Raw genomic sequence first — 21,704 nt, forward strand, 5'->3', positions numbered from 1 at the left:
GTTTCCGGCTGGCCGTTAACCCATCACGAAGCACGAACCGGGGTTCATGATTCCTTGCGGGTCGATCGCTTTCTTGATTCGGTGGTTGAGATCCAGCACGTCGTCACCCAGGTAATCGGTGAGCCACGGCTGCTTGAGTTTCCCGACCCCGTGTTCACCAGTGATCGTTCCACCCAGCCTCATCGCCAGATCCATGATTTCGCCGTACGCGATGTGAGCGCGTTCCTCTTGATCCTTATCGGTTGGATCAAAAACTACGAGCGGGTGGGTGTTGCCGTCACCCGCGTGTGCCATGACAGCCACTGTGACGTCACGGTTCTTCGAAATTTCCTCAATCCCCACAACCAGGTCTCCCAGTCGTGGAATCGGAACTCCCACGTCTTCGAGCAAGATAGTTCCGGTCATTTCAACCGCCGGGATCGCGGCCCTACGGGCTGCCGCGAACATTTCCCCTTCATCTGGGTCTGACGTGTAGTAACACTCGGAAGCACCGTGGCGATTACAGATTCCTTCGACTATCTGGATTTCTTCTGTGGCGTGCTGAGCAGGTTCGTCTGACTGCACCACCAACATGGCCTTCACGCTGCGGTCCAGCCCCATCTTCATCTGGTCTTCAACCGCGTTGATGCACACGTCGTCCATGAACTCCAACATGGATGGGCGCATGTTGCGGGTAATCTCGAGCACCGCGTTCATGGTTCCCTCCAATGTGGGGAACGTAGCAACCAGCGTGGTGGGCTGGCGCTGCGCCGGGATGAGACGCAAGGTGATGGACACGATGATGCCCAAAGTCCCTTCAGATCCCACGAACAGTTTCGTCAGCGACAGACCCGCAACGTCCTTCAAACGGGGGCCGCCCAGCTTCACCAGCCGGCCATCTGGCAACACCACGTCAAGGCCCAACACGTAGTCCGTTGTCACACCGTATTTCACGCAACAGAGACCACCGGCATTTGTTGCGATGTTTCCGCCGATCGAACAGAACTGGAAGCTCGCCGGATCTGGCGGATACCAAAGCCCATGTTCAGCCGCTGCAAGTTTGACCTCATTGTTGATGGCACCAGGTTGCACAACAGCGGTACGCGTCACTGGGTCGATCTCGATGTTGTTCATCTTGTCGACGCAGATGACAATGCATCCGTCTACAGCAGTCGAGCCACCAGATAGCCCTGACCCTGCGCCTCGTGGCACTACCGGAATGTTGTACTTTGCAGCGAACTTCATTGCTGTTTGGACATGCTCAACTTCAGTTGCACGCACAACAACTTGAGGCATCCCCGCGTTTGGGTCATTCGCCCGGTCGCGCCGGTACGCTTCCATGGTGTCTGGGTTCGTGATGAGAACCCCAGCAGGCAAATGCTGCGCAAGTTCGTCTAACATGCGACAACCTTCCATCCGTCGTTGTTTCACGTGAACCCCATCAGGGTTCGCGGAGTCGAGCACTCTTAAAAGTGAACCATATCACCATTATTTTATCCTGCAGAACGCAAATTTCACATAGCGAAACTAGTAGGGGTCACCTCGGCAGAACCCGGCCCCACCCCACCAACACAGCGCGAAAACCCACTTTCACCACGCGAACATTTTTAATAAAAAATCACTCCACAACCTTCACTTCTATGTCACACTTATGTGAATCAGATCACGTAACGTATTTCACAGAAAGTTTTTCGTATGGACAGTCTCGGTGTACAGGCACTACTGGCGATTCTTCCCATTGTGATCGCCGGTACCCTGCTTTTAGGCTTTCGCCTCCCCGCCGTCATTGCGATGCCCATCGGGCTTGTCGCGTCCGCCGCAGTTGCGTTCTTCGCGTGGGGAATCTCCGGGACGACCATCCTGGCCTCAGTCATCCAAGGAGTTCTCGTAGCCATTGGCCTTCTATGGATCGTTTTTGGCGCACTTCTCCTGCTGGCCACCATCACCAAGTCGGGGGCAATCGACACGATCCGCTCTGGCTTCATCGCCATCTCCCCCGACCGTCGCGTACAAGTCGTAATCGTGGCATGGCTCTTCGGTAGCTTCATCGAAGGTGCCGCCGGATTCGGAACACCGGCCGCCGTTGTCGCCCCGCTTCTCCTGGCTCTGGGCTTCCCCGCGATGGCAGCCGTGTTGGCCGGTCTTCTTATCCAGTCAACTCCTGTGAGCTTCGGTGCCGTGGGAACCCCAATGATCACCGGTATCGGAAAAGGTATCTTCGACTCCGGAATTGACGCTACCAACGGACTCTTGGAACGCCTCACTGAACTGGGCATCCCAGTTGATAACGTGACCGTTGCTCAAGACATGTTCGTGGCCCATACCGCTACTCAGGTGGCATTTATCCACGCCACGTGCGGAATCTTCATCCCGCTTCTTCTGGCCTGCTTCATGACCGGGTTCTTTGGTGAAAACAAGAGCTTCGCGGCCGGGCTGAAGGTCGCACCCTTCGCAGTTTTCGCGGCACTGGCGTTCATCCTGCCTTATCTGGCAGTTGCCACCTTCATGGGCCCCGAATTCCCATCGCTCATCGGTGGTCTCATTGGTCTGGCAATCGTGGTGCCGGCCGCCAAAGCAGGTTTCCTCGCCCCACGCGACACGTGGGACTTCGCTAACCGCGCCACCTGGCCTCAGCAGTGGATGGGCACTATGCGCCCACAGGTTGAAGCGGCAAACATTAAGAAGCGCATGCCTCTGATCCAGGCGTGGTTGCCATACCTTCTTGTGGTCGCTCTGCTGCTGATTACGCGCAACGTTCCTGCTATTAAGAAATTCCTCGCTCAAGACGCAGTCCTCACTGTGAAGAATATTCTGGGTCAGGAAGGACTTTCCCAGAAGATGGACCTGCTCTTCTCCCCCGGTGCGATTTTCCTGGTTGTGTGCTTCATGACCTACGCGCTTCACCGCATGTCGGCTAAGCAGATTGCAGAGTCGTGGAAGATTGCCGGTGGCCAGATCGCCGGAGCTGCATTCGCCCTGTTGTGCTCACTGCCAATGGTTCGCGTGTTCATCAACTCCGGCCCGGCGTTCAACGACTCCGGTTTTGATTCCATGCCAGTCACTCTCGCCACTGCAGCAGCATCAGCGATGGGCGAAAACTGGCCACTGATCGCACCGTTCATCGGTGCTCTGGGAGCGTTCGTCGCAGGGTCTAACACGGTTTCAAACAACATGTTCTCGCAGTTCCAGTTCGCAACCGGTGCCGGAATTGGTGCCCCCAGCCCTGAAACCGTTGTTGCCGCTCAGGCTGTTGGTGGTGCCGCAGGAAACATGGTGTCAGTCCACAACGTGGTAGCAGCAGCTGCAACCGTTGGCCTGTTGGGCAAGGAGGGCCACATCATCCGCAAGACCATCATCCCTATGGTTGTCTACTCGCTTCTGGCTGGTTCCGTCGCCTACATGTGGGTGTGGGGACTTGGCTTCAACCTAGGCACGATCGTTTTCGTTCTGTGTCTGACTGGCATCGCCACCGCTATCACGTTGGCGGCTAAGAAGAAGAGCGTGCCTAACGAAAGTCTGGTAAGTCCAGGTAGCGAGCAGGCGGCGTTCCCTGAACTCGCCGAGGTGGCCGCCGGGTCCCGCTCCGAACAGCCAGAAGGGCGCTGAGGACTGACAATGCCTACGATTCAGTCGGTCAACCGCATGCTCGACGTGCTTGAAACAATGCGGTCGATGGGAGGGGTTGCCCGGAGTGTTGACATTGCCAGCGCACTGGACATTCCGGCCCCCACCATTCACCGCATCGTGTCAAACCTCGCTGCCCGCGGGTACGTCACGCAGTTGACTGACAAGCGCTACGCTTTGGGCCCGGCTCTTGTGAGTTTGGGCACCGAGGCGGCTAAACAGTCTGGCCACACGATCCAACCTGTTCTAGACAAGCTCGCGAACACCCTGGGCGAAACGGTGAACCTGGCGTACTTCACGAACGACGTCATGACCTACGTCGCCCAGGCCACGTCCCAACGGTCCATGCGCATGTTCACGCAAGTGGGTGCGCATGTTCCCGTGTGGGGCTCAGGTGTAGGGAAGGCTGTTCTGGCCACCATGTCTGATGAGCACGTGCATTCACTTCTGGACAAGATCCGGCTCCCACGCTTGCTGTCCAGGGACGCACTCATCGAAGACTTAAGCGCATGCAGGGACACCGGGTATGCGCTCGACGACGAAGAGCAGGAAGTGGGCGTGAGGTGCCTGGCCGTTTTTGTTCCAGGCGCGCCTAGCCTCGCGGGGCTTTCCGTCAGCTCCCCCACGTCACGCTTGGGGCCGGAAAAGTACGCAGACGTGGCCAACACTCTGCACACAGCTGCCCAGCAACTCACTCGCCGCTGGGCAGGGTCGCACTGAGACCTCGGCGTCATCACTAGCCACCACATTCGCGGTTTGCTGAAACAGCAAAATGAGTTGCTGGACTTCTTGTAGGCATGGGGTAATGGGTGCCTACCAACAAAAGGAGTCAAGCATGCGCATTGGTTTTGGGGAACTTGTCCAAGCGTCAGCAGTAGGTATTGGTGCAACGATAACGATGGACGCAGTTGCGGAAGTGCTTCGCCGTACCCGAGGTGTGAGATCACTGGACTACGCCATGGTTGGCAGATGGATCGGGCACATGCGCAACGGCAAGTTTGCGCACACTTCAATCATGCATGCTGAGCCGGTCCCCCATGAGAAAGAGATTGGCTGGGTAGCGCACTACGCCATCGGAACCGGTTTCGCCGTGGCTTTAGCCGTGGCTGACCCCGGTTGGCTGAAACGCCCCCGCTTCGACACAGCTGTCGCGTGGGGCGCGGGTACCGTTGCCGCACCCTGGCTAATCATGCAGCCCGGTTTTGGTATGGGTGTCGCTGCTTCAAAAATCCCGAATCCCGCTCAGGCACGCATGGGAAGCCTGCGAGCTCACGCCAGCTACGGAGCCGGGCTTTGGCTTTCAGGGCGCATCGTTCGAACTATCGTTCGTCGCTGTTTGTGACTCAGCGTGTATCGCGCTTGAGAGATGAATCCGCTGCCCTTGCAGACCCAACAAACTGAGGATCTCCACTGGTGACTCTCCGGTGCTGCCGAACCAGTGCAAAGTCGTGGTGTCGAACTCGGCTGCCTGACCTGCCGTCAGCACCACGTCGTGGCTACCAACGATGAGTCGAAGTTCCCCGGAAAGGACATAGAGCCATTCGTACCCCCTGTGCCTGCACAAGTGTGGCACTGACCTGGTTGACGGAATCACCATCTTGAGCGCGTGCTGAGGTCCCGGAAAGTGCGTCAGAGGCACCACCGTTATGCCACCTCGGCTCACTGGCCTTTGATACACGCGGGGGTCTCCTACAGGAGGGGCGCCCACCAAATCATCTAAGGGCAGATCGTACAGACCCGACAGTGCCAGTAGTAGCTCCAGGGTAGGTTTTCGCTCACCTGATTCCAGACGGGACAAGGTTGACACCGAGATGCTGGTCGAATCAGCTACGTCTCCCAATGTGAGTTCACGAGCTTGACGAATGCGTCGCAACCGGGGCCCAACGCCCGCGAGAACGTCTTCTACCGGCCCGTGTTCATCTCGCATGTGGGAGACTTCCTAGCTTCGTACATTCGACCAGCATCCACGGCCCGGTCTTTTAGACGATGACCACCATGGGCACGATCATGGGCTTGCGACGAAGCTTCGAAGAGATCCAACGCCCGATGGTGCGGCGGATAATCTGCTGGAGCTTGTGCTCATCGACAACTCCGTCATCCAAGGCGTCCGCAACGGCCTTTTCAATCTTGGGTTTGATCGTGTCGAACACACGGTCGGACTCTGCGACACCTCGGGTATGGATGACCGGACCTGCCAGCACCTTCTTGTCAGACTTGTCCACCGTCATAAAGATCGACACGAACCCTTCACCAGCCAAAATACGGCGGTCCTGCAGATCCGATTCGGTGACGGTACCCACGGACGATCCGTCGACAAACACGTAGTCACAATCCACAGCACCCACAACGCGCGCCTTGCCGTCCTTAAGGTCGACAACCCAACCGTCGTCGGCAACGACAACGTGATCTTCCGGAACACCCGTGTCGATCGCAAGCTTCGCGTTAGCCAGCATGTGGCGCCATTCGCCGTGGACCGGCATGACACCTCGGGGTTTCACAATGTTGTACGCATACAACAGTTCACCTGCCGATGCGTGACCAGATACGTGCACCTTGGCGTTGCCCTTGTGAATCACCTTGGCGCCCAACTTCATGAGCCCGTTGATGACCCGGAACACCGCGGTTTCGTTTCCAGGGATCAAGGACGAGGCCAGCACCACCATGTCGCCTTCATTCACGGTCACGCGGTGCGAACCGTTAGCCATGCGCGACAACGCGGCCATGGGCTCACCCTGCGATCCCGTACACATGAGCACCACTTGGTCATCAGGCAGCGAGTCCACGTGCTTGATATCGATGAGCACGCCCGGGGGCACGTTCAAGTAGCCAAGCTCCTGGGCGATTTTCATGTTGCGCACCATGGACCGGCCCACCAGCGCGACCTTACGGCCGTGCGCGGATGCTGCTTCTAACACCTGCTGGACGCGGTGGACGTGAGAGGCGAAGGACGCCACAATGATGCGTCGTTCAGCACGACCAAACTGCGCTTCAAGAACAGCCCCGATGTCTTTTTCCATGGAGGTGAAACCGGGGACATCGGCGTTCGTGGAGTCGGTGAGGAACAGGTCCACGCCTTCTTCACCCAAACGCGCGAACGACCGCAAGTCGGTGATACGACCGTCAAGTGGCAGCTGGTCCATCTTGAAGTCACCGGTGTGCAGAATGGTTCCTGCACCCGTGCGCACACACACGGCGAGCGCGTCTGGAATCGAGTGGTTGACGGCCACAAACTCGAGGTCGAACGGGCCCAGCTGGTCCTTGTCGTCTTCTGCAACGATGCGGGTGGTTGCGCGAATCCGGTGCTCCTTGAGCTTCGCTTCCACCAGCGCAAGGGTCAGCGTGGACCCCAGGATCGGCACGTCCCCCAGCTTCTTCAACAGGTACGGTACCGCACCAATGTGGTCTTCGTGCCCGTGGGTGAGCACAATTCCCACGACGTCGTCTTCACGGCCTTCCAGGTACGAAAAGTCCGGCAGAATCAGGTCGATTCCAGGCTGTTCCTCTTCTGGGAACAACACACCGCAGTCGATCACCAGGATCTTTCCGCGGTACTCAAACACGGTCATGTTTCGGCCCACTTCACCAAGACCGCCCAGCGCCACAATGCGCAACGCTTCTGGGTCCGCCTTAGGTGGGTCACTCAATTCGGACAATAAATCAATCACTGTATGTACTTTCTACATGCGTTTTCTCATCAAAAAACAAGCGCATTTCACCCGCGCTACGGGTTTATAAATCCATCCAATTTGGAGCGCAAGAACTCCACCTGCTCTTCTGTTGCAGGCAAAACAGGTAAACGCGTTCCACGGTGCTGAATAATTCCGGCCAGTTCCAGAGCCGCTTTTGCTGCTACGACACCCGGCATGTGGTTCATCACTGCGTCTACGGTGGGCACCAGGTTTGCGGCCACATGGCGGGCCTGCATCAGGTCATTGTTGTGTACCGAGTCAACCATACGTGCAAGGTCCTTTGCGGCCACATGCCCCACAACTGACACGAGTCCAATAGCCCCTGCTGCCATAAGCGGGAGGTTCAGCGCGTCCTCGCCTGAGTAATACACCAGGTCGGAACGCGTCATCACATCCGTGGATGCAGCGATATCGCCCTTTGCGTCTTTCACTGCCAAAACCCTGGGGTGTTCACCCATCCGAATCAGCGTTTCTGACTCCATGGGAATCCCGGAACGTCCGGGAATGTCGTACAGCATGACGGGCAACTCAGTTGAGTCCGCAATCATTTCAACATGTGCACGAATACCGTCCTGTGACGGCTTGGAGTAATACGGGGTAACAACCAAAAGGCCGTTAGCCCCTGCACTTTGTGCCTGCTTTGCCAGTTCAATCGAGTGCGACGTGACGTTGGTACCTACACCGGCAACGATTTTCACGTGGTCGCCTACTGCACTGCGGACAACCTTGAGTAGCTGCTGTTTTTCTTCATCGGTGGTGGTGGGCGATTCGCCCGTAGTACCAGACACCACCAGCATGTCGTTGCCCTGTTGCACCAAATAGTTGGCCACAACCTGCGCAGCGTCATAATCGATTGCCCCATTAGGAGCAAAAGGGGTGATCATCGCGGTACCGACCGTACCGAACGCGTCCTGTGCCACCTGCGCGTACGCACTATGAATCATAGCCATGTCCCCTACTCTACAGCGCTCAACAGTCCAACGCTCAAGGTTTGCGCGCGTGGCACACCCGCGACGGCCAGCTATCAGGTTAATCTCGAGGTGTGGTTTTTCCCGCAGAAGGTTTTGGCACCTCGCGCTCTTCACGTTCCTTCGGGAACGCCATTGTCAACCGTCTAGCGCCAGCCAACCGAAACATCGGGCTCGACACCGCGCGTGGCGTCGCGATCTTCGGCATGATCGCAACCCACATCATCCCGTTGGTCACCATCGCAGGCGAGGCCACCTCGGCCTCCATTTTTGCCGGACGCGCATCCGCCCTCTTCGCAGTCATTGCCGGAATCTCGATAGTCCTCTCCACCCGGCGCACACTTGAAGACGGTGGCTGGGGCCGGGCAGCGGCGGGACTTTTCACGCGCGGACTGTGCATCGTGGTCTTGGGTCTCATCCTTGGTTTATTCACCACGCACGTGGCAGTCATTTTGGTGAACTACGGCATCATGTTCATGATCGCCACTCTGTTCCTACGCGCGGGGCCACGCACGCTGGGAGTGCTCGCGTTTGTGTGGGTCATTGTCACGCCGCTCATCAGCTTTGCGGTTCGAGACCACTTCCAGTTGCCCCAGGCGTTTGAGATCCCCAACCTTTTTATGCTGGCCGAGCCGGGGTACCTGCTCACCGCTATTGGCCTCACCGGCTACTACCCCGTCCTTCAGTGGCTGGGATACATCCTGATAGGTATGTCCCTGGGGCACCTCAACTGGTACCGCTCTGTCACCTGCTGGAGCGCAGTCGCCGTTGGCACAGGTCTGGCCCTGCTTGCGAAAGCCTTCTCATGGCTCCTCATGACGGCGTCACCCGCCGGGTACTTCGACCTCATTGGATCTGCTTACGACAACTATGACAAAGACTTTGAAGAGCTGCTCATCACAGGAACTCACGGGGTGACACCCACCGACACGTGGTGTTGGCTCACAGTTTCAGCACCGCACACAGGAACCACGCTCGACCTCGCCGGGACAATAGGCGTCGCCCTTGTGGTCATTGGGGTGTGTTGCTTGGTTTCGAACGCGTTGGGTTCGTTTGGAACCACGTTTGAGCAGAACCCCACGCACCAGCTGTGTGAAGGCCCGGGTCGTCTGTGGTTGTTCGTTCTATCTGCACCAGGGTCCATGCCACTGACCATCTACTCCGGCCACGTGGTGTTCCTTGAGGTCACGCAACAGTTCCCGCTAGGACCGTGGCCTGAATACGTGCTTCACATTTATGTTGCCGTGTTCGCCGCTGTTTTGTGGAAGGTGTTCATACTCCCCCGAGGCCCACTTGAGCAGGTGCTATCGCTGGCTAGTTCTGGTGTGGCTAAGTTGGTTCCCGCGCGGGCAGGTAGCTGAGGTTCCCGCGCGGGCGGGTAGCTAGCGGGCGCCTGGCTAGCGCTTCTCATCCCCCGCGTGTAGTTTGATCGCCTTGCGCATAGTGGACCGGGCACGTTTGCGATCCCCCGAGGCGTCATAAGCACACGAGAGCCTAAACCAGCTTCGCCAGTTGTCAGGATCTGCTTCTGCTTCTGAGCGGTACTTTTCGAACTCTTGGTCGGCAGCTTCGCGAATGATGCGACCACCGGGTGTGCGGGGAAGGTTGTCAGGCGGCAGCCCGCCTTCCTCTTCCAGGATCTTCGCCAAGCGTTCCATGGAGGCACCAAAGAACAACTCGCGCACAATCGCCCATACCGCGATCACCGGAAGGACAAAAAGCGCGACCCCCATGACCTTGGCGATGGGCTCGGGGTCCGTGAGCAAGATCCACCCACGGTTGACCATCACTACAAGGTACGCGCCCAAGAGCACGACCATGATGATCGCGCCGATTTTCGCTTTCGACATTACAGGTACTTCTCGAGTCCAACCGTGAGCCCAGGACGGTCAGCGACAGTGTTTACTGCTGTGACGATTCCAGGCATGAAGGCCTCGGTCGAATGCGAGTCCGTGCGAATGGTGAGCGCTTCATGCGCCGAACCAAAGTGGATTTCTTCGCTGGCATTCATGCCAAGTTGGCGCACCGCGTGGACGTGGATCCCGTCGATGACCGCGCCGCGCGCGCCGTGCGGGTCAGTTTCGGTTGCGTCTGGCACTGGCGGTAGGCCCGCCTGCGCGCGCCGCGCGGCGATGCGCTTAGCCGTTGACACGGCCGTTCCACTGGGCGCGTCGAGCTTGCGCGTGTGGTGGATTTCAATCACTTCAGCCGAGTCAAAGTACGGTGCTGCCATTTCCGCGAACTGCATGGCCAGGACCGCGCCAATCGAGAAGTTTGGCGCAATGAGCACGCCAACCTTGGGGTGTTCGGCGCACAGGTCTTCGAGCCTGCTCAAACGGTCGTCGTCCCACCCGGTGGTTCCAACGACGGTGTGAATGCCGTGGCTGACCAGGAAGCGCACGTTGTCTTCAGTTGCGCGCGGAACGGTCAGTTCCACTGCGATCTGAGCGCCGGATTCCACCACCTGCTCCAGGGAGTCGGAGCTCCCCAGGGTAGCCACCACGTCGATCCCGTCTGCTGCTTCCAGGGCACGCACCGCGTGTGACCCCATACGACCTTGTGCTCCCAGCACTGCGACTCGAATGTTAGACACCGACACTCCTCAGATTTGATTCGGTTCTATGCTAACCCCTACATGTATAAGCAACTTTTCTGGCCGGTTTACGCGCCTTCGCTCTTGTTTCACACTGGGCTGGGCGCCACGTTACCTGTGTACGTGTTGGGTGCGCTGAACGTGGGTGCGTCCCCGTCGTTTGCGTCGCTGATTGTGGCGATCATGGGTATCATCCAGCTGACGTTCGCTGTTCCGGCCGGCGTGCTGATCGACCGGTTTGGCGACCGATCAACCATGCTCATCGCCACCGCCTTGGTCACCGTGGTTTCGGGTGTGACTGTGCTTTCGCTGGCGGCCGGGCCTGGCGTTTTGGGCGCCCCCGTCGCCGTCACATTGTATGCAGCCAGCCTGTTCCTGCGCGCACCCAGCGAAGCAGTGTGGACGCTAGCCCGTCAGTCGTTCATCACCCGCAACGTCCCCACCCATTTCATCGGCCGAGCCATGACCGCTTTGGGCGGCACCATCCGCGTGGGTAACTTGGCGGGTCCGCTCGCCGGCGCTGTGCTGGTCATGGTGTTCCCGCTGTGGTCGGTGTTTGTGTTTGCCACGGTGTGCGCGGCAGTTGCGGTTGCGTTGTTGTATTCGCCCATGGGTGCGGGGTTGCGTCTTAATTCCGCCGAGGTGGCACGCACCAGCGCTTCCAAGGCACCGGACGCTTCCAAGGAGTCAGACGCGGCCGAGGTGGCGGACACCTCGGGCGGGGCATCACCCGGGTTGCGCGGCGTCAACTGGACGGCGGTCATCTTAGCCGGGCTACCGGTCATGGTCTTGATGGGGCTGCGGATTGTGCAACCGGTGATCGTGCAGTTGTGGGGGCACTCGATTGGGCTGAGCGAATCCGTGGTGTCGTTGCTGATCGCGTTAGGCGCGGCCATCGAGCTGGTCATCATGTTCCCCGGCGGCTATGCGAAGGACAGTCTGGGGCGTGCACCCACGCTGATCGCGTGCGTGAGCATTTTTGGCGCCGGGTTCTTAGCGCTGGTGATCTGGCCGAACGTGACCGGCGCGTTCGTGGCCGTTGGGATCATGGCGTTGGGCAACGGGCTGGGCGCCGGGATCAACATGACTATAGGGGCCGACCTGTGCCCCAGCGAGAACCGCGGCCGGTTCTTAGGCATCTGGTCGCTGTTCTCCAACACGGGCCGAGTAGGCGGACCGGCAGTGGTTTCCGCGTTTGTCACGTTTGCCACCCTGGGCGCTGGGATCGTTGCAATTGGTGTAGCCGGAATTGCCGGGGCCGTGTGGATGGCCGTTTTCGCCAACAAGATTGGCCTTCCCAGCCGAGTGCGCCGTCCTGTCGACTGAAAAACAACGTGCCGGGAGCCCCGCAGGGTTCCCGGCACGTGTAGCGCGTGAGCTCTTAGCCCAGCAAAACGTCCTTGGTCTGGTTGCGTGCGCGGTCGAAACGAGCCGCGACGTCTTCCCAGTTCACAACGTTCCACCATGCCTTGACGTAGTCAGGCTTGACGTTCTGGTAGTCGAGGTAGAACGCGTGCTCCCACATGTCCAGCTGCAACAGTGGCACATATCCAACCTGAACGTTGCCCTGCTGGTCGTACAGCTGCTCGATGGTGAGGCGCTGGCCCAGCATGTCCCAACCCAGGATTGCCCAACCGGACCCCTGGATCGAGGTAGCAACACCAGTGAACTGTCCCTGGAACTTTTCGAAGCCACCGAACTGGTCGTCGATTGCCGCTGCGAGTTCGCCTTCTGGCTTGTCGCCACCGTCTGGGCTCATGTTGTTCCAGAAGATGGAGTGGTTCACGTGTCCACCCAGGTTGAAGGACAGGTCCTTCGACAGCTTGCCGATTGTGGAGAAGTCGCCTTTTTCGCGAGCTTCAGCCATCTGCTCAAGAGCGGTGTTTGCGCCCTTGACATAGGTGGCGTGGTGCTTGTCGTGGTGAAGTTCCATGATCTTGGCCGAAATGTGTGGCTCAAGTGCTGCGTAGTCGTAGGGCAGGTCCGGGAGCGTGTACTGCTCAACCATGTTATTCCTCCTCAAAAAACGTGCTGGTAGTCGTCTGACCACCACTAATTTGAGCCTATCGCGCAAACGTGGACGTTACAACGTTTGCGCAACTGAGACTATCGTCAGAGTTTAGAGTTCAACCGCACGTTGTCCGCAGGCCCCAGCGAGCACAGCGCCCACGGCCCACTGAACAACCTCTGCGCAAGCGTCTGCACGTCCTCGGCCGTCACGCCACGCACCCGCTCAACCAGCTCAGTCGCATCGACCAAGGGCCGGTTGGACAACTCACTCTTGGCTAGCCGGTTCATCCGAACCGCAGTCGACTCCATCCCCAACACAGTGGCAGCCGACACTTGCGCGGCGGTGTCTGCCACCTCGGTGGTCATGGGGCCATCACTTGCCAACCGCTGACACTGCTCAACGCACAAGTCCACTACCTGCTGGGCAACCGCGGGCGCGCACCCGGCGTAGATCCCAAAGTCCCCCACGTCCGAATACTGCGACCCCGTCGTGTGGACCGCATACGCCAGGCCGCGCTCCTCACGCACGGTCTGGAACAAACGGCTGGACATGCCACCACCCAACAGTGACGCCAGGACGGTGAGCGTGAACCGGTCGTCGTGGCCGTCGTGCAACCCCGCGACTCCCATGATGAGCCCCTGCTGCTCGGTGGGGCGGGCAATGTGCCGCTCCCCCGGTGAAAAGACGGGGGTCACCCGGGCCGAGGTGGTCGCTGCGTGATTTGCAACCTCCGGCAGGTGCTGGGTCGCGCGCCAGACAAGGTCAACCAGGTCTTCGTGGTCGGCCCCGCCAGCGGCTGAAAAGATCAACCTGGGCCCCACGTACGCATCCCGGTAGTGGTGCAGAAGTTCATCGTGAACCAGCGCCTGGATTCGTTCTTTTGTGGCGCCCACCGGCCGGCCCAAAGGTGACCCAGCGTAGATCAGTTCGTCATACGATTCGAACAGGACGTCTTCCGGGTCATCAGCACCCATGGCCAGTTCGTCGAGGATCACGGTGCGTTCGCGCTCAAACTCGTCGATGTCCAACGTGGATGAGAGCACCATGTCCCACAGGGTTGCGCACACGTTTGGCAGGTCAGTGACTAAACACCGCGAATAGTAGGCCGTGCATTCCTTGGCCGTCATCGCATTCGCTTCGCCACCCGTGCGGTCGAATGTGCGCGCAATGTCCTTTGCACTGCGTGTGGCCGTTCCTTTAAACAGCATGTGTTCAAGGAAGTGCGTCGAGCCTGCGTTGTCGTCAGTTTCGTCGCGCGAACCTGAACCGACCCACACCCCTACGGTCTCGGACTGGATCCCGGGGATTGTTTCTGAAATAACGCGAATACCGTTGGGGAGGGTAGTGCGATAGATCCCACTACCCTCCCCAAGGAGAGATTCTGTTAGCAATAGTCAACCAGCAGATTTAGTCTTCGTTAGCTTCTTCTTTTGCTTCTTCTTCAGCAGATTCAGCGTCTTCTTCGATGACAGGCTGCAGGCTGAGCTTGCCGCGGTCGTCGATCTTGGTGATTTCCACCTGAATCTTCTGACCCACGCCCAGGACGTCTTCTGCGTCTTCGACGCGCTTGCCACCGTTGAGCTTCTTGAGCTCAGAGATATGCAGCAGGCCGTCCTTTCCTGGTGTGAGCGAGACGAACGCACCAAAGCTCATGAGCTTCACAACGGTACCCAAGTAACGTTCACCAACTTCTGGAACCTGCGGGTTAGCAATCGCGTTGATTGCTGAACGTGCAGCCTCAGCAGCTGGACCGTCAGTGGCACCAATAAACACGGTTCCGTCATCTTCGATCGAGATGTCAGCGCCGGTGTCTTCCTGGATCTGGTTGATCATCTTACCCTTAGGCCCAATGACCTCACCGATCTTGTCCACTGGAATGTTAACGGTGATGATGCGTGGTGCCGTTGGGGCCATTTCGCCAGGTTCAGCGATCGCTTCCGTGAGCACATCCAGGATCGCCAGGCGGGCTTCGCGAGCCTGCTTGAGCGCTGCGGCCAGCACGGATGCTGGGATTCCGTCGAGCTTGGTGTCCAGCTGGATCGCTGTGATGAAGTCCTTGGTTCCGGCGACCTTGAAGTCCATGTCACCAAAGGCATCTTCTGCACCCAGGATGTCGGTCAGTGCAGCGTATGCGGTCTGCTTACCCTGGTCGGTGTCGATGACGTCGGACACGAGACCCATAGCAATACCGGCGACGGGTGCGCGCAGTGGAACACCTGCCGAAAGCAGGGACATGGTTGACGCACACACCGAACCCATGGATGTAGATCCGTTCGATCCCAAGGCCTCCGACACCTGGCGGATTGCGTATGGGAAGTCTTCACGCGACGGAATAACAGGGACAAGAGCGCGTTCTGCAAGCGCACCGTGTCCGATTTCGCGACGCTTAGGGCTTCCCACACGTCCGGTTTCACCAGTGGAGTATGGCGGGAAGTTGTAGTGGTGGATGTAACGCTTGGACGTCACTGGTGTCAGTGAGTCGATCTGCTGTTCCATCTTGAGCATGTCCAAGGTGGTGACACCCATGATCTGGGTTTCGCCACGTTCGAACAGTGCCGAACCGTGAACGCGAGGCAGAATGTTGGTCTCAGCCGACAACGGGCGGATGTCCTTGAGGCCACGGCCGTCGATGCGCACGCGTTCGGTCAGAATGCGCTTGCGCACGATCTCCTTGGTCATGGAGTTCAGCGCGCCAACGATTTCGGATTCGCGGCCTTCGAATTTCTCGCCGAGGTCGTTGAGCAGTGAGTCGAGCAACTGGTCTCCCGCTGCTTCGCGTTCCTGTTTGTCAGCGATCTGGAAGTTCTGAGTCTGCTTGTCCCACGCCAGTTCGCGCACAGCTTCGTAGACATCGTCTTCGTAGTCTTTGAAGAGTTCGAATTCTGCTGTTGGCTTGGCTACGCGGTCGGCGAGTTCCTGCTGAGCTCGCACCAGCTCACGGATGAACGGCTTAGCAGCTTCGAGACCTTCGGCAACAACCTCTTCCGTAGGCTTCTGCGCGCCACCCTGGATGAGGTCCCAGGAGTTTTCGCTGGCTTCTGCTTCGACCATCATGATGGCGACGTCGTCACCCACAACGCGACCGGCAACTGCCATGTCGAATACGGCGTTTTCCAGCTGCGAGTAGTTGGGGAACGCAACCCACTGACCGTCGATGAGGGCGATGCGCACACCACCAATTGGGCCCGAGAACGGCAGTCCACCCAGCTGCGTCGACATGGATGCTGCGTTGATTGCGAGCGTGTCGTACAGGTGGTCCGGGTGCATGGACAGCACCGTGACTACGATCTGAACTTCGTTGCGCAGTCCCTTGACGAAGGACGGGCGCAAAGGACGGTCAATCAGGCGGCAAGCCAGAATGGCGTCGGTGGTTGGGCGTCCTTCACGGCGGAAGAACGAGCCAGGAATCTTCCCGGCTGCGTACATGCGTTCTTCCACGTCAACGGTGAGCGGGAAGAAGTCGAACCCTTCACGTGGGTTCTTGCTGACGGCAGTTGCTGAGAGCAACGTGGTTTCGCCGTCCAGAGTTGCGGTGGCGCATCCGGCGGCCTGCTGGGCCAAACGTCCGGTGCCAAATTCGATTTCGTGCTTTCCAAATTTGCCGTTGTCAATAACTGCAACAGCTGTTTCGGGATTGATTCCCAAGATGTCTCCGTTCATTGATGGACCGCGGGGCGCCTTTTCTTCTATGCGCGTCTACCCGGTCATCGATCGAGACCCACGCGATGTTTACACCGCGGAGGCCACTGTCGACCACCGGATCATGCTCCCGCGACATGGACGTGGTCAGTCTATCAAGAGGGCACGTCACGTATTCCATTGTGCGCGCATCGGGAACAAAAAATCCCCCACCCGAACAGGTGAGGGATTTCAGCAGTTCGTTCACCTATGTATTCACATACGCAAACGATGAAATCTTAGCGACGCAGACCCAGGCGTGCGATCAGCGCACGGTAGCGTTCAATGTCAGTGTCGGCCAGGTACTTGAGCAGGCGACGACGCTGACCAACCAGAAGCAGCAGACCACGGCGTGAGTGATGGTCGTGCTTGTGAGTCTTGAAGTGTTCGGTCAGGTCGGAGATACGACGCGACAGAACAGCGATCTGAACCTCAGGAGAGCCGGTGTCGCCCTCGTGGGTTGCGTATTCTTTGATGATTTCCTGCTTGACCTTAGGATCAAGGGCCATTGGCTACTCCTTGCATGTTCGTTGCGCGGCGCCCGAGTCTTCTACATCGAGCACTATGGAACCGCGGCCGGAAAAACGGCAAAGACTACCTTAACACGATTCACACCACCACTGCGAACTCAGCGGTCGCCCGGCTTACGCCGCCCTACGCCTTCCTACGGCTTCTGGCGTTCCGCTTCCAGGACCGCCGACACATTCTTCACATCGTCACGCATCTGTTCAATGAGCGTGTCCATGCCAGAAAACTCGATTTGCCCACGAATGTGCGCTATAAACTCCACGCGCGCCGGCTCACCGTACACGTCCATATCGGGGAACTCAACGCCCACAACATTGACCTCGACACGACGATCGTCACCGTCGAACGTGGGATTCGACCCCACCGAAATCGCCCCAGGCTGTTGCCGGCCATCAGCGAAGTACACCCACCCCGCATACACGCCGTCAGACGGAATCAAACCAGCCACGTCGCCACCGATGTTGGCCGTGGGGAATCCCATTTCACGACCTCGGGCGTTGCCATTGACCACCGTGCCGGTCACCACATGGGGCCGGCCCAACATGCGCGCAGCATCTTCCACATTGCCGTCCAGCAACAGGGAGCGGATGTGGGTGGAGGACACTCGGGAAAGGCCCTCACCGTCGCCGAGGTCGTCGACCGCCACCACGGTTTCGACTCCGTGGCGCTGCCCCAGGTTTTGCAAGGTGGCCAAGTCGCCTTCGTTTCCACGACCAAACCGCACATCGCGTCCCACCACGATTGCACGCACGCCCACGTCACGAGCCAAGAACTCGATGAACTCTTCAGCACTCTGATCGGCAAACTCAAGCGAATACGGTTGCACCAAGGTGGCATCAACACCGGTTGCCGCGATGCGCGCCAGCTTTTCATCCAGCCCCGTAATGAGCTGGGGTTTGTGATCGGGACGATGTACGGCCGCTGGGTGCGGATCGAATGTCATGGCCAGGCTGGAAAGACCACGCTCATCAGCCACGCGCACCAACGTGCGCAAGACCGCCTGGTGGCCGATGTGTACGCCGTCGAAGTTGCCCAAGGTCAGCGCGCATAGATCGGTGGCCTCGTCAGCGGACCGAAGAACCTCCACACGCACTCCTTAACTTCTGCGCACACATAAGACGGCTACCTAGCGCTAGCCAGGAATTACTTTACACAACCTGGGTCAGCCAGAATGCGACCGCCCCAACAGCGCACCCCACGCCCAGCGACGCGAAGGTGCCAATGATGAACCGCTCCCCCGCGGCCCGCGAATTCTTCAGTTCAGGAATGCGGCCCAGACCTTTAACCGCGATGATGACGGCTAACACCTCACCTCGCCCCAGCGCCACGGCGGCCGCCGCAAGCGCACGTTCCAACACCCCAATCATGAGGCCACCGCGCATCACACCCGTGCTGGCGGTTGGGGTTGGGTCCGGAACGTTGGGTTCTGCGCTTTCTTCAGTGCTTTCTTCAGTGCTGTCCTCGCCTTCTAGCTCGCCGAGGTCGTTCTCACCCGCCCCATCCTCGCGGGCTGCCAGCCGCAAGACTCCAGAAGTCACAGGTAAACCCGCAACTGCCGCAAGAAGCGCGGCGCCAGCAGCGATGAGTAGATCAATGAGCATGTGGTTCCCAGGGTTGGTGAGCACGGTCGAGTAACCGTTCAGCGCAGTCAATCGCTTCCATGATGCCTTCAGCTCGCCCGGCTCGCAAAGATTTGGACACTGCTTGTTGAGAGATGTTGAGGTCTTCAGCGATCTGCGTTTGAGAGGCTCCAGGCGTATTCCGCAGCGCGTCGATCACTTGCCATTGCGCGTCGGTGGCACGTGCAGTCAGGTCGAACATGAGTCGCAGAACTGTTTGTGCGTCTTGGGCGTCCTTGACATGGTCTTCACTGGTGGTAACCGTTTCCACGCACAGTGGTGACCACGAGTTCTTTGCCGTCTCAACGGCGGTGCGCGCTGCAATAAACGCCTCACCTCGAGCTTGATCCGAACTGTCCGGAAGGGGGTACTCCACCTCACCTAGGCCAATTCCAATTGACCACTGACCTGCTCGCGCAATCGCAATGCACGCGCGAACAACTTGTGGCGCAGAATCTAAAACCGCTTGAGCTTCATCGCCCACGGTTCGCACAAATGGAAGGACTGTCGACACGTCCTCAACGGCTCTGAGAAGCTCAGGAACGCGATCAGGTTGAGTGCGCGAGCTCTGCTGGTCGACGGTCAAAACGTACATAGTAGAAGTGTATCGCACAACAGCGCACCTACAACCCTTTACGGTTGTTAATTGAAATACAACCTCTAATGGTTGTTAAGTTCTGCGGGTTGAGCAAAACCAGTAGCCACTTTCAGAGCACGCCCTCCAGCTCGTGGCTCCAGCACTGCGACCAAGATGCCGTTGTACAACCCCGCGCACACACGCTCCCCGCTACCAGCCGGCGCATCAATGAACTTACCGTGAGCCACATCGACTGCCTGCTCGCGACACAACTCAACGGTGGGCAGGACAGCGCTTGCCACCTCGGCCAGAGAAATCAACGGCGCCGGCTCCACGCGCTCCCCCAACGCCTCGTACGACGGCAGCTCCACGGCCCGGTCAAGGGTAAACGGCCCTACCCGGTCACGGCGCAACTGCGTCAGGTGCCCGTACACACCCAAGGAGTCGCCGAGGTCGCGCGCAAGAGCACGGATATACGTACCCGAAGAGCAGTCCACGCTGGCTTCAAGGTCTACACATTCGCACCCAGGTGAAGCGTCGTACTCACAAGCCCTGAGTTCAGGCGCGGAAACCTCGAACCGCGACACCGTGACCGTGCGCGCCTTGAGCTGCACATCTTCTCCGGCGCGCACCAGGTCATAGGCCCGCTTGCCATCCACTTTGATCGCAGAAACTGCGCTGGGGACTTGCTCAATGTGCCCCGTCAGGCGCTCAACGCCACGCGCAATCGACGCCTGATCCACGTTACGAATAGCGTCCGCGGGGGCGAATCTGTCGGGCGCAGAGTCAGCATCGTCGGTAGGAGTGCCAACGCCCAAACGGATGGTGGCCGAATACGTTTTATCGGCACCCACCAAATACGTCAGAAGCTTAGTTCCTTTTCCCAAGCCCAGAACCAAAACGCCTGTGGCCATGGGGTCGAGCGTTCCCGCGTGCCCAACTTTGGATGTGCCAAACCATTTACGGACGCGCGAAACAACGGCGTGGCTCGACATGCCACCGGGCTTGTCGACAACGAGAATACCGGTGGGAGCTGACGCGCCCACGAATTAGTTCACCGAAATGTGAACGTGGTCAAAGTGGTTAGCAGTGTCGCCTCCACGGTTCTCCATGGGGCGGCCCTTCCAACCGGTGTAAGGTGCGTAAATCTTCTGCTCCCAAATCACATACTTGATGTTGAGTTCTTTGCGGTTCTTGATGAGGAACGCCGTGATCTCGTCGCCCACCTGGCCACGAATCATCGCGTCAATAGCCTGACCAGTGTTGTGGTCCGAGCCTGGGTCGTTACGGCGTCCGCCGTAGGACTTGACCTGCGGGAAGTTCGCACACACTGCACGGTAGGCGGAAATCGCGTTTGGCGTGAGTCCGCCTTCAATGGATGCGGAGACGCTACATGGAGCACCGCTCACTGGCTTGTCAGAGCTTCCAGGATCTACCGAGTCACCAGAACCCGAGCTTGCGGCCGATCCAGACGAGCCGGATGACGATGCGGACTTCGTTTCTTCTGGAGCCGACTTTGCTCCAACGTTAGACAGACCGGACGCAAAAGCAGACATGTCCTGGTCCTTACCGTCGACCGAAATTCCTTCCGACGCGGTGAAGTCTTGATTCTCAGGTGCGTGCGACTCTGCTACTACCTGTGAGTCTTTGTTGTCGTTACCGCCGGCCACCATGGTGGCAGTGGTCACCAGAGCAGCACCTGCTGCCACTGGAACTACAACAGCAGCGAGCATGGGGCGACGGCGGACGCTACGCATCACGCCGGTTGCGGTTGTCGCTTTGTCACCTGCTCGGCGACCACGAGGCTTGGTGCCAACGACTGCCGACATAAAGTCGCTAACCGAGGTCTTCGACTTCTTCGGTGCTGAGTGCTTACCCATCGCTACAGTCCCTTAACATGCTCGTGATCATTTTGTTACCAATGAAAAGTTTAACGAGCAGAGGCCCCCTGTCAAACAACAAGGGGCCTCTGCGTGAAAGATTTCTCTTAGAAATCCTCTTCACCCTCGCGAGGCTTCCGATACGGATCAGCCTCACCAGCGTGTTTAGCATTCTTTGCGAGTTCCGCCACACGAGCGTCGGATTCCTGTGCTTTTGCTAACAGCGTGTCGAGTTCAGCCGCAGCTGCAGGAACCGAGTCAGCAACGAACTCCAGACTTGGCGTCAGACGAATCTGCAAACCCTTCCCCACCTCGGAACGGATGAGTCCCTTAGCGGAGTTGAGAGCAGCCTTAGTAGCCGCCAATTGCTCGTCATCCCCGAACACCGTGTAGAACACGGTGGCGTTCTGCAGATCACCCGTGACACGAACATCAGTCACCGTAATGAAGCCCAGACGCGGGTCTTTGACACGCTTTTCCAGCGTCTGCGCAACGATCACCTTGATGCGATCCGCAATTTTGCGGGCACGTGTGGAGTCAGCCATGAGAAACGTCCTT

21 protein-coding genes are annotated in these 21,704 nt (G+C 58.6%); 5 read left to right on the top strand and 16 right to left on the bottom strand.

Features of this window, described 5'->3' with window-relative positions; genetic code table 11:
* Nucleotides 1-15: 15 nt before the first annotated feature.
* Nucleotides 16-1,380, bottom strand: a complete 1,365-nt coding sequence (locus MHX53_RS06415) for an FAD-linked oxidase C-terminal domain-containing protein (RefSeq protein WP_239271635.1) — start codon at nucleotides 1,378-1,380, stop codon at nucleotides 16-18.
* 294 nt (nucleotides 1,381-1,674) lie between these two features.
* On the opposite strand from MHX53_RS06415, the gene MHX53_RS06420 reads away from it, so the two are divergent.
* The 3 genes from MHX53_RS06420 to MHX53_RS06430 all read left to right on the top strand — a co-directional run bounded on the left by MHX53_RS06420 (nucleotide 1,675) and on the right by MHX53_RS06430 (nucleotide 4,945).
* Nucleotides 1,675-3,585, top strand: coding sequence for an L-lactate permease (locus MHX53_RS06420; protein WP_239271636.1), 1,911 nt, complete (start codon nucleotides 1,675-1,677; stop codon nucleotides 3,583-3,585).
* A 9-nt stretch (nucleotides 3,586-3,594) separates the two neighbouring features.
* The gene (locus tag MHX53_RS06425; RefSeq protein ID WP_102238779.1) at nucleotides 3,595-4,323 is read left to right on the top strand and encodes an IclR family transcriptional regulator; all 729 of its coding nucleotides are present in this window, start codon (nucleotides 3,595-3,597) and stop codon (nucleotides 4,321-4,323) included.
* Between the two features lie 115 nt (nucleotides 4,324-4,438).
* Nucleotides 4,439-4,945 carry a DUF2938 domain-containing protein gene (locus MHX53_RS06430; RefSeq protein ID WP_239271637.1) on the top strand — a complete coding sequence of 169 codons (507 nt, stop codon included), beginning with the start codon at nucleotides 4,439-4,441 and terminating at the stop codon, nucleotides 4,943-4,945.
* Here the strand turns inward: MHX53_RS06430 and MHX53_RS06435 are convergent.
* Genes MHX53_RS06435 through dapA form a run of 3 tightly spaced genes read right to left on the bottom strand, consistent with a single transcriptional unit; the run spans nucleotide 4,904 to nucleotide 8,242 of the window.
* The gene (locus MHX53_RS06435) at nucleotides 4,904-5,530 is read right to left on the bottom strand and encodes a helix-turn-helix transcriptional regulator (RefSeq protein ID WP_102238777.1); all 627 of its coding nucleotides are present in this window, start codon (nucleotides 5,528-5,530) and stop codon (nucleotides 4,904-4,906) included. The genes MHX53_RS06430 and MHX53_RS06435 overlap by 42 nt on opposite strands.
* 52 nt (nucleotides 5,531-5,582) lie before the next feature.
* Entirely contained in the window at nucleotides 5,583-7,268 is a 1,686-nt protein-coding gene (locus MHX53_RS06440; RefSeq protein ID WP_102238776.1) for a ribonuclease J, read from the bottom strand.
* 56 nt (nucleotides 7,269-7,324) lie between these two features.
* Nucleotides 7,325-8,242 carry a 4-hydroxy-tetrahydrodipicolinate synthase gene (gene dapA / locus MHX53_RS06445; protein ID WP_102238775.1) on the bottom strand — a complete coding sequence of 306 codons (918 nt, stop codon included), beginning with the start codon at nucleotides 8,240-8,242 and terminating at the stop codon, nucleotides 7,325-7,327.
* Between the two features lie 92 nt (nucleotides 8,243-8,334).
* On the opposite strand from dapA, the gene MHX53_RS06450 reads away from it, so the two are divergent.
* Nucleotides 8,335-9,621: a heparan-alpha-glucosaminide N-acetyltransferase domain-containing protein gene (locus MHX53_RS06450; RefSeq protein ID WP_239271638.1), complete on the top strand. Its 1,287-nt coding sequence runs from the start codon at nucleotides 8,335-8,337 to the stop codon at nucleotides 9,619-9,621.
* A gap of 36 nt (nucleotides 9,622-9,657) precedes the next feature.
* Here MHX53_RS06450 and MHX53_RS06455 read toward each other — a convergent pair whose 3' ends face one another.
* Complete coding sequence (locus MHX53_RS06455) at nucleotides 9,658-10,110, bottom strand: tetratricopeptide repeat protein (protein ID WP_239271639.1); 453 nt, start codon at nucleotides 10,108-10,110, stop codon at nucleotides 9,658-9,660.
* Nucleotides 10,110-10,853 (bottom strand): 4-hydroxy-tetrahydrodipicolinate reductase, encoded by a 744-nt coding sequence (gene dapB / locus MHX53_RS06460; protein WP_239271640.1) that lies wholly within the window; start codon nucleotides 10,851-10,853, stop codon nucleotides 10,110-10,112. Before dapB ends, MHX53_RS06455 begins: the two co-directional genes overlap by 1 nt.
* A gap of 42 nt (nucleotides 10,854-10,895) precedes the next feature.
* Here dapB and MHX53_RS06465 point away from each other — a divergent pair, with 42 nt between their 5' ends.
* Entirely contained in the window at nucleotides 10,896-12,179 is a 1,284-nt protein-coding gene (locus tag MHX53_RS06465) for an MFS transporter (protein ID WP_239271641.1), read from the top strand.
* A gap of 55 nt (nucleotides 12,180-12,234) precedes the next feature.
* Here the strand turns inward: MHX53_RS06465 and MHX53_RS06470 are convergent, their stop codons facing one another.
* From MHX53_RS06470 to rbfA, 10 genes are all read right to left on the bottom strand, one after another.
* Nucleotides 12,235-12,861: a superoxide dismutase gene (locus MHX53_RS06470; protein WP_102238770.1), complete on the bottom strand. Its 627-nt coding sequence runs from the start codon at nucleotides 12,859-12,861 to the stop codon at nucleotides 12,235-12,237.
* 104 nt (nucleotides 12,862-12,965) lie between these two features.
* A complete protein-coding gene (locus MHX53_RS06475; protein WP_239271642.1) occupies nucleotides 12,966-14,255 on the bottom strand; it encodes a pitrilysin family protein in 1,290 nt (429 codons plus the stop codon).
* Between the two features lie 16 nt (nucleotides 14,256-14,271).
* Nucleotides 14,272-16,524, bottom strand: a complete 2,253-nt coding sequence (locus tag MHX53_RS06480; RefSeq protein WP_239271643.1) for a polyribonucleotide nucleotidyltransferase — start codon at nucleotides 16,522-16,524, stop codon at nucleotides 14,272-14,274.
* Nucleotides 16,525-16,781: 257 nt separating this feature from the next.
* A complete protein-coding gene (gene rpsO, locus MHX53_RS06485) occupies nucleotides 16,782-17,051 on the bottom strand; it encodes a 30S ribosomal protein S15 (RefSeq protein ID WP_239271644.1) in 270 nt (89 codons plus the stop codon).
* Nucleotides 17,052-17,206: 155 nt separating this feature from the next.
* Nucleotides 17,207-18,157 (bottom strand): bifunctional riboflavin kinase/FAD synthetase, encoded by a 951-nt coding sequence (locus tag MHX53_RS06490; protein ID WP_239271645.1) that lies wholly within the window; start codon nucleotides 18,155-18,157, stop codon nucleotides 17,207-17,209.
* Between the two features lie 61 nt (nucleotides 18,158-18,218).
* On the bottom strand, nucleotides 18,219-18,671 hold the full coding sequence (locus MHX53_RS06495) for a hypothetical protein (RefSeq protein ID WP_204515738.1): 453 nt from the start codon (nucleotides 18,669-18,671) through the stop codon (nucleotides 18,219-18,221).
* A complete protein-coding gene (locus MHX53_RS06500; protein WP_239271646.1) occupies nucleotides 18,661-19,284 on the bottom strand; it encodes a MarR family transcriptional regulator in 624 nt (207 codons plus the stop codon). Before MHX53_RS06500 ends, MHX53_RS06495 begins: the two co-directional genes overlap by 11 nt.
* Before the next feature lie 65 nt (nucleotides 19,285-19,349).
* Nucleotides 19,350-20,312, bottom strand: a complete 963-nt coding sequence (gene truB, locus MHX53_RS06505) for a tRNA pseudouridine(55) synthase TruB (protein ID WP_239271647.1) — start codon at nucleotides 20,310-20,312, stop codon at nucleotides 19,350-19,352.
* Between the two features lie 3 nt (nucleotides 20,313-20,315).
* Nucleotides 20,316-21,146 (bottom strand): hypothetical protein, encoded by an 831-nt coding sequence (locus MHX53_RS06510; protein ID WP_239271648.1) that lies wholly within the window; start codon nucleotides 21,144-21,146, stop codon nucleotides 20,316-20,318.
* 107 nt (nucleotides 21,147-21,253) lie between these two features.
* Complete coding sequence (rbfA, locus tag MHX53_RS06515; protein ID WP_102238762.1) at nucleotides 21,254-21,691, bottom strand: 30S ribosome-binding factor RbfA; 438 nt, start codon at nucleotides 21,689-21,691, stop codon at nucleotides 21,254-21,256.
* Nucleotides 21,692-21,704 lie beyond the last annotated feature (13 nt).

The organism is Brevibacterium sp. ACRRH, assembly GCF_022346365.1.
GTDB classification, from domain to species: domain Bacteria; phylum Actinomycetota; class Actinomycetes; order Actinomycetales; family Brevibacteriaceae; genus Brevibacterium; species Brevibacterium paucivorans.

What these genes read in the sequence shown, in the direction of transcription:
- MHX53_RS06455 (WP_239271639.1), bottom strand. Translation starts at nt 10,110, where the DNA reads ATGTCGAAAGCGAAAATCGGCGCGATCATCATGGTCGTGCTCTTGGGC.
- MHX53_RS06420 (WP_239271636.1), top strand. Translation starts at nt 1,675, where the DNA reads ATGGACAGTCTCGGTGTACAGGCACTACTGGCGATTCTTCCCATTGTG.
- MHX53_RS06480 (WP_239271643.1), bottom strand. Translation starts at nt 16,524, where the DNA reads ATGAACGGAGACATCTTGGGAATCAATCCCGAAACAGCTGTTGCAGTT.
- MHX53_RS06465 (WP_239271641.1), top strand. Translation starts at nt 10,896, where the DNA reads ATGTATAAGCAACTTTTCTGGCCGGTTTACGCGCCTTCGCTCTTGTTT.
- MHX53_RS06435 (WP_102238777.1), bottom strand. Translation starts at nt 5,530, where the DNA reads ATGCGAGATGAACACGGGCCGGTAGAAGACGTTCTCGCGGGCGTTGGG.
- MHX53_RS06500 (WP_239271646.1), bottom strand. Translation starts at nt 19,284, where the DNA reads ATGTACGTTTTGACCGTCGACCAGCAGAGCTCGCGCACTCAACCTGAT.
- MHX53_RS06510 (WP_239271648.1), bottom strand. Translation starts at nt 21,146, where the DNA reads ATGGGTAAGCACTCAGCACCGAAGAAGTCGAAGACCTCGGTTAGCGAC.
- dapA (WP_102238775.1), bottom strand. Translation starts at nt 8,242, where the DNA reads ATGGCTATGATTCATAGTGCGTACGCGCAGGTGGCACAGGACGCGTTC.
- MHX53_RS06425 (WP_102238779.1), top strand. Translation starts at nt 3,595, where the DNA reads ATGCCTACGATTCAGTCGGTCAACCGCATGCTCGACGTGCTTGAAACA.
- MHX53_RS06470 (WP_102238770.1), bottom strand. Translation starts at nt 12,861, where the DNA reads ATGGTTGAGCAGTACACGCTCCCGGACCTGCCCTACGACTACGCAGCA.
- MHX53_RS06430 (WP_239271637.1), top strand. Translation starts at nt 4,439, where the DNA reads ATGCGCATTGGTTTTGGGGAACTTGTCCAAGCGTCAGCAGTAGGTATT.
- rbfA (WP_102238762.1), bottom strand. Translation starts at nt 21,691, where the DNA reads ATGGCTGACTCCACACGTGCCCGCAAAATTGCGGATCGCATCAAGGTG.
- MHX53_RS06495 (WP_204515738.1), bottom strand. Translation starts at nt 18,671, where the DNA reads ATGCTCATTGATCTACTCATCGCTGCTGGCGCCGCGCTTCTTGCGGCA.
- MHX53_RS06415 (WP_239271635.1), bottom strand. Translation starts at nt 1,380, where the DNA reads ATGTTAGACGAACTTGCGCAGCATTTGCCTGCTGGGGTTCTCATCACG.
- rpsO (WP_239271644.1), bottom strand. Translation starts at nt 17,051, where the DNA reads ATGGCCCTTGATCCTAAGGTCAAGCAGGAAATCATCAAAGAATACGCA.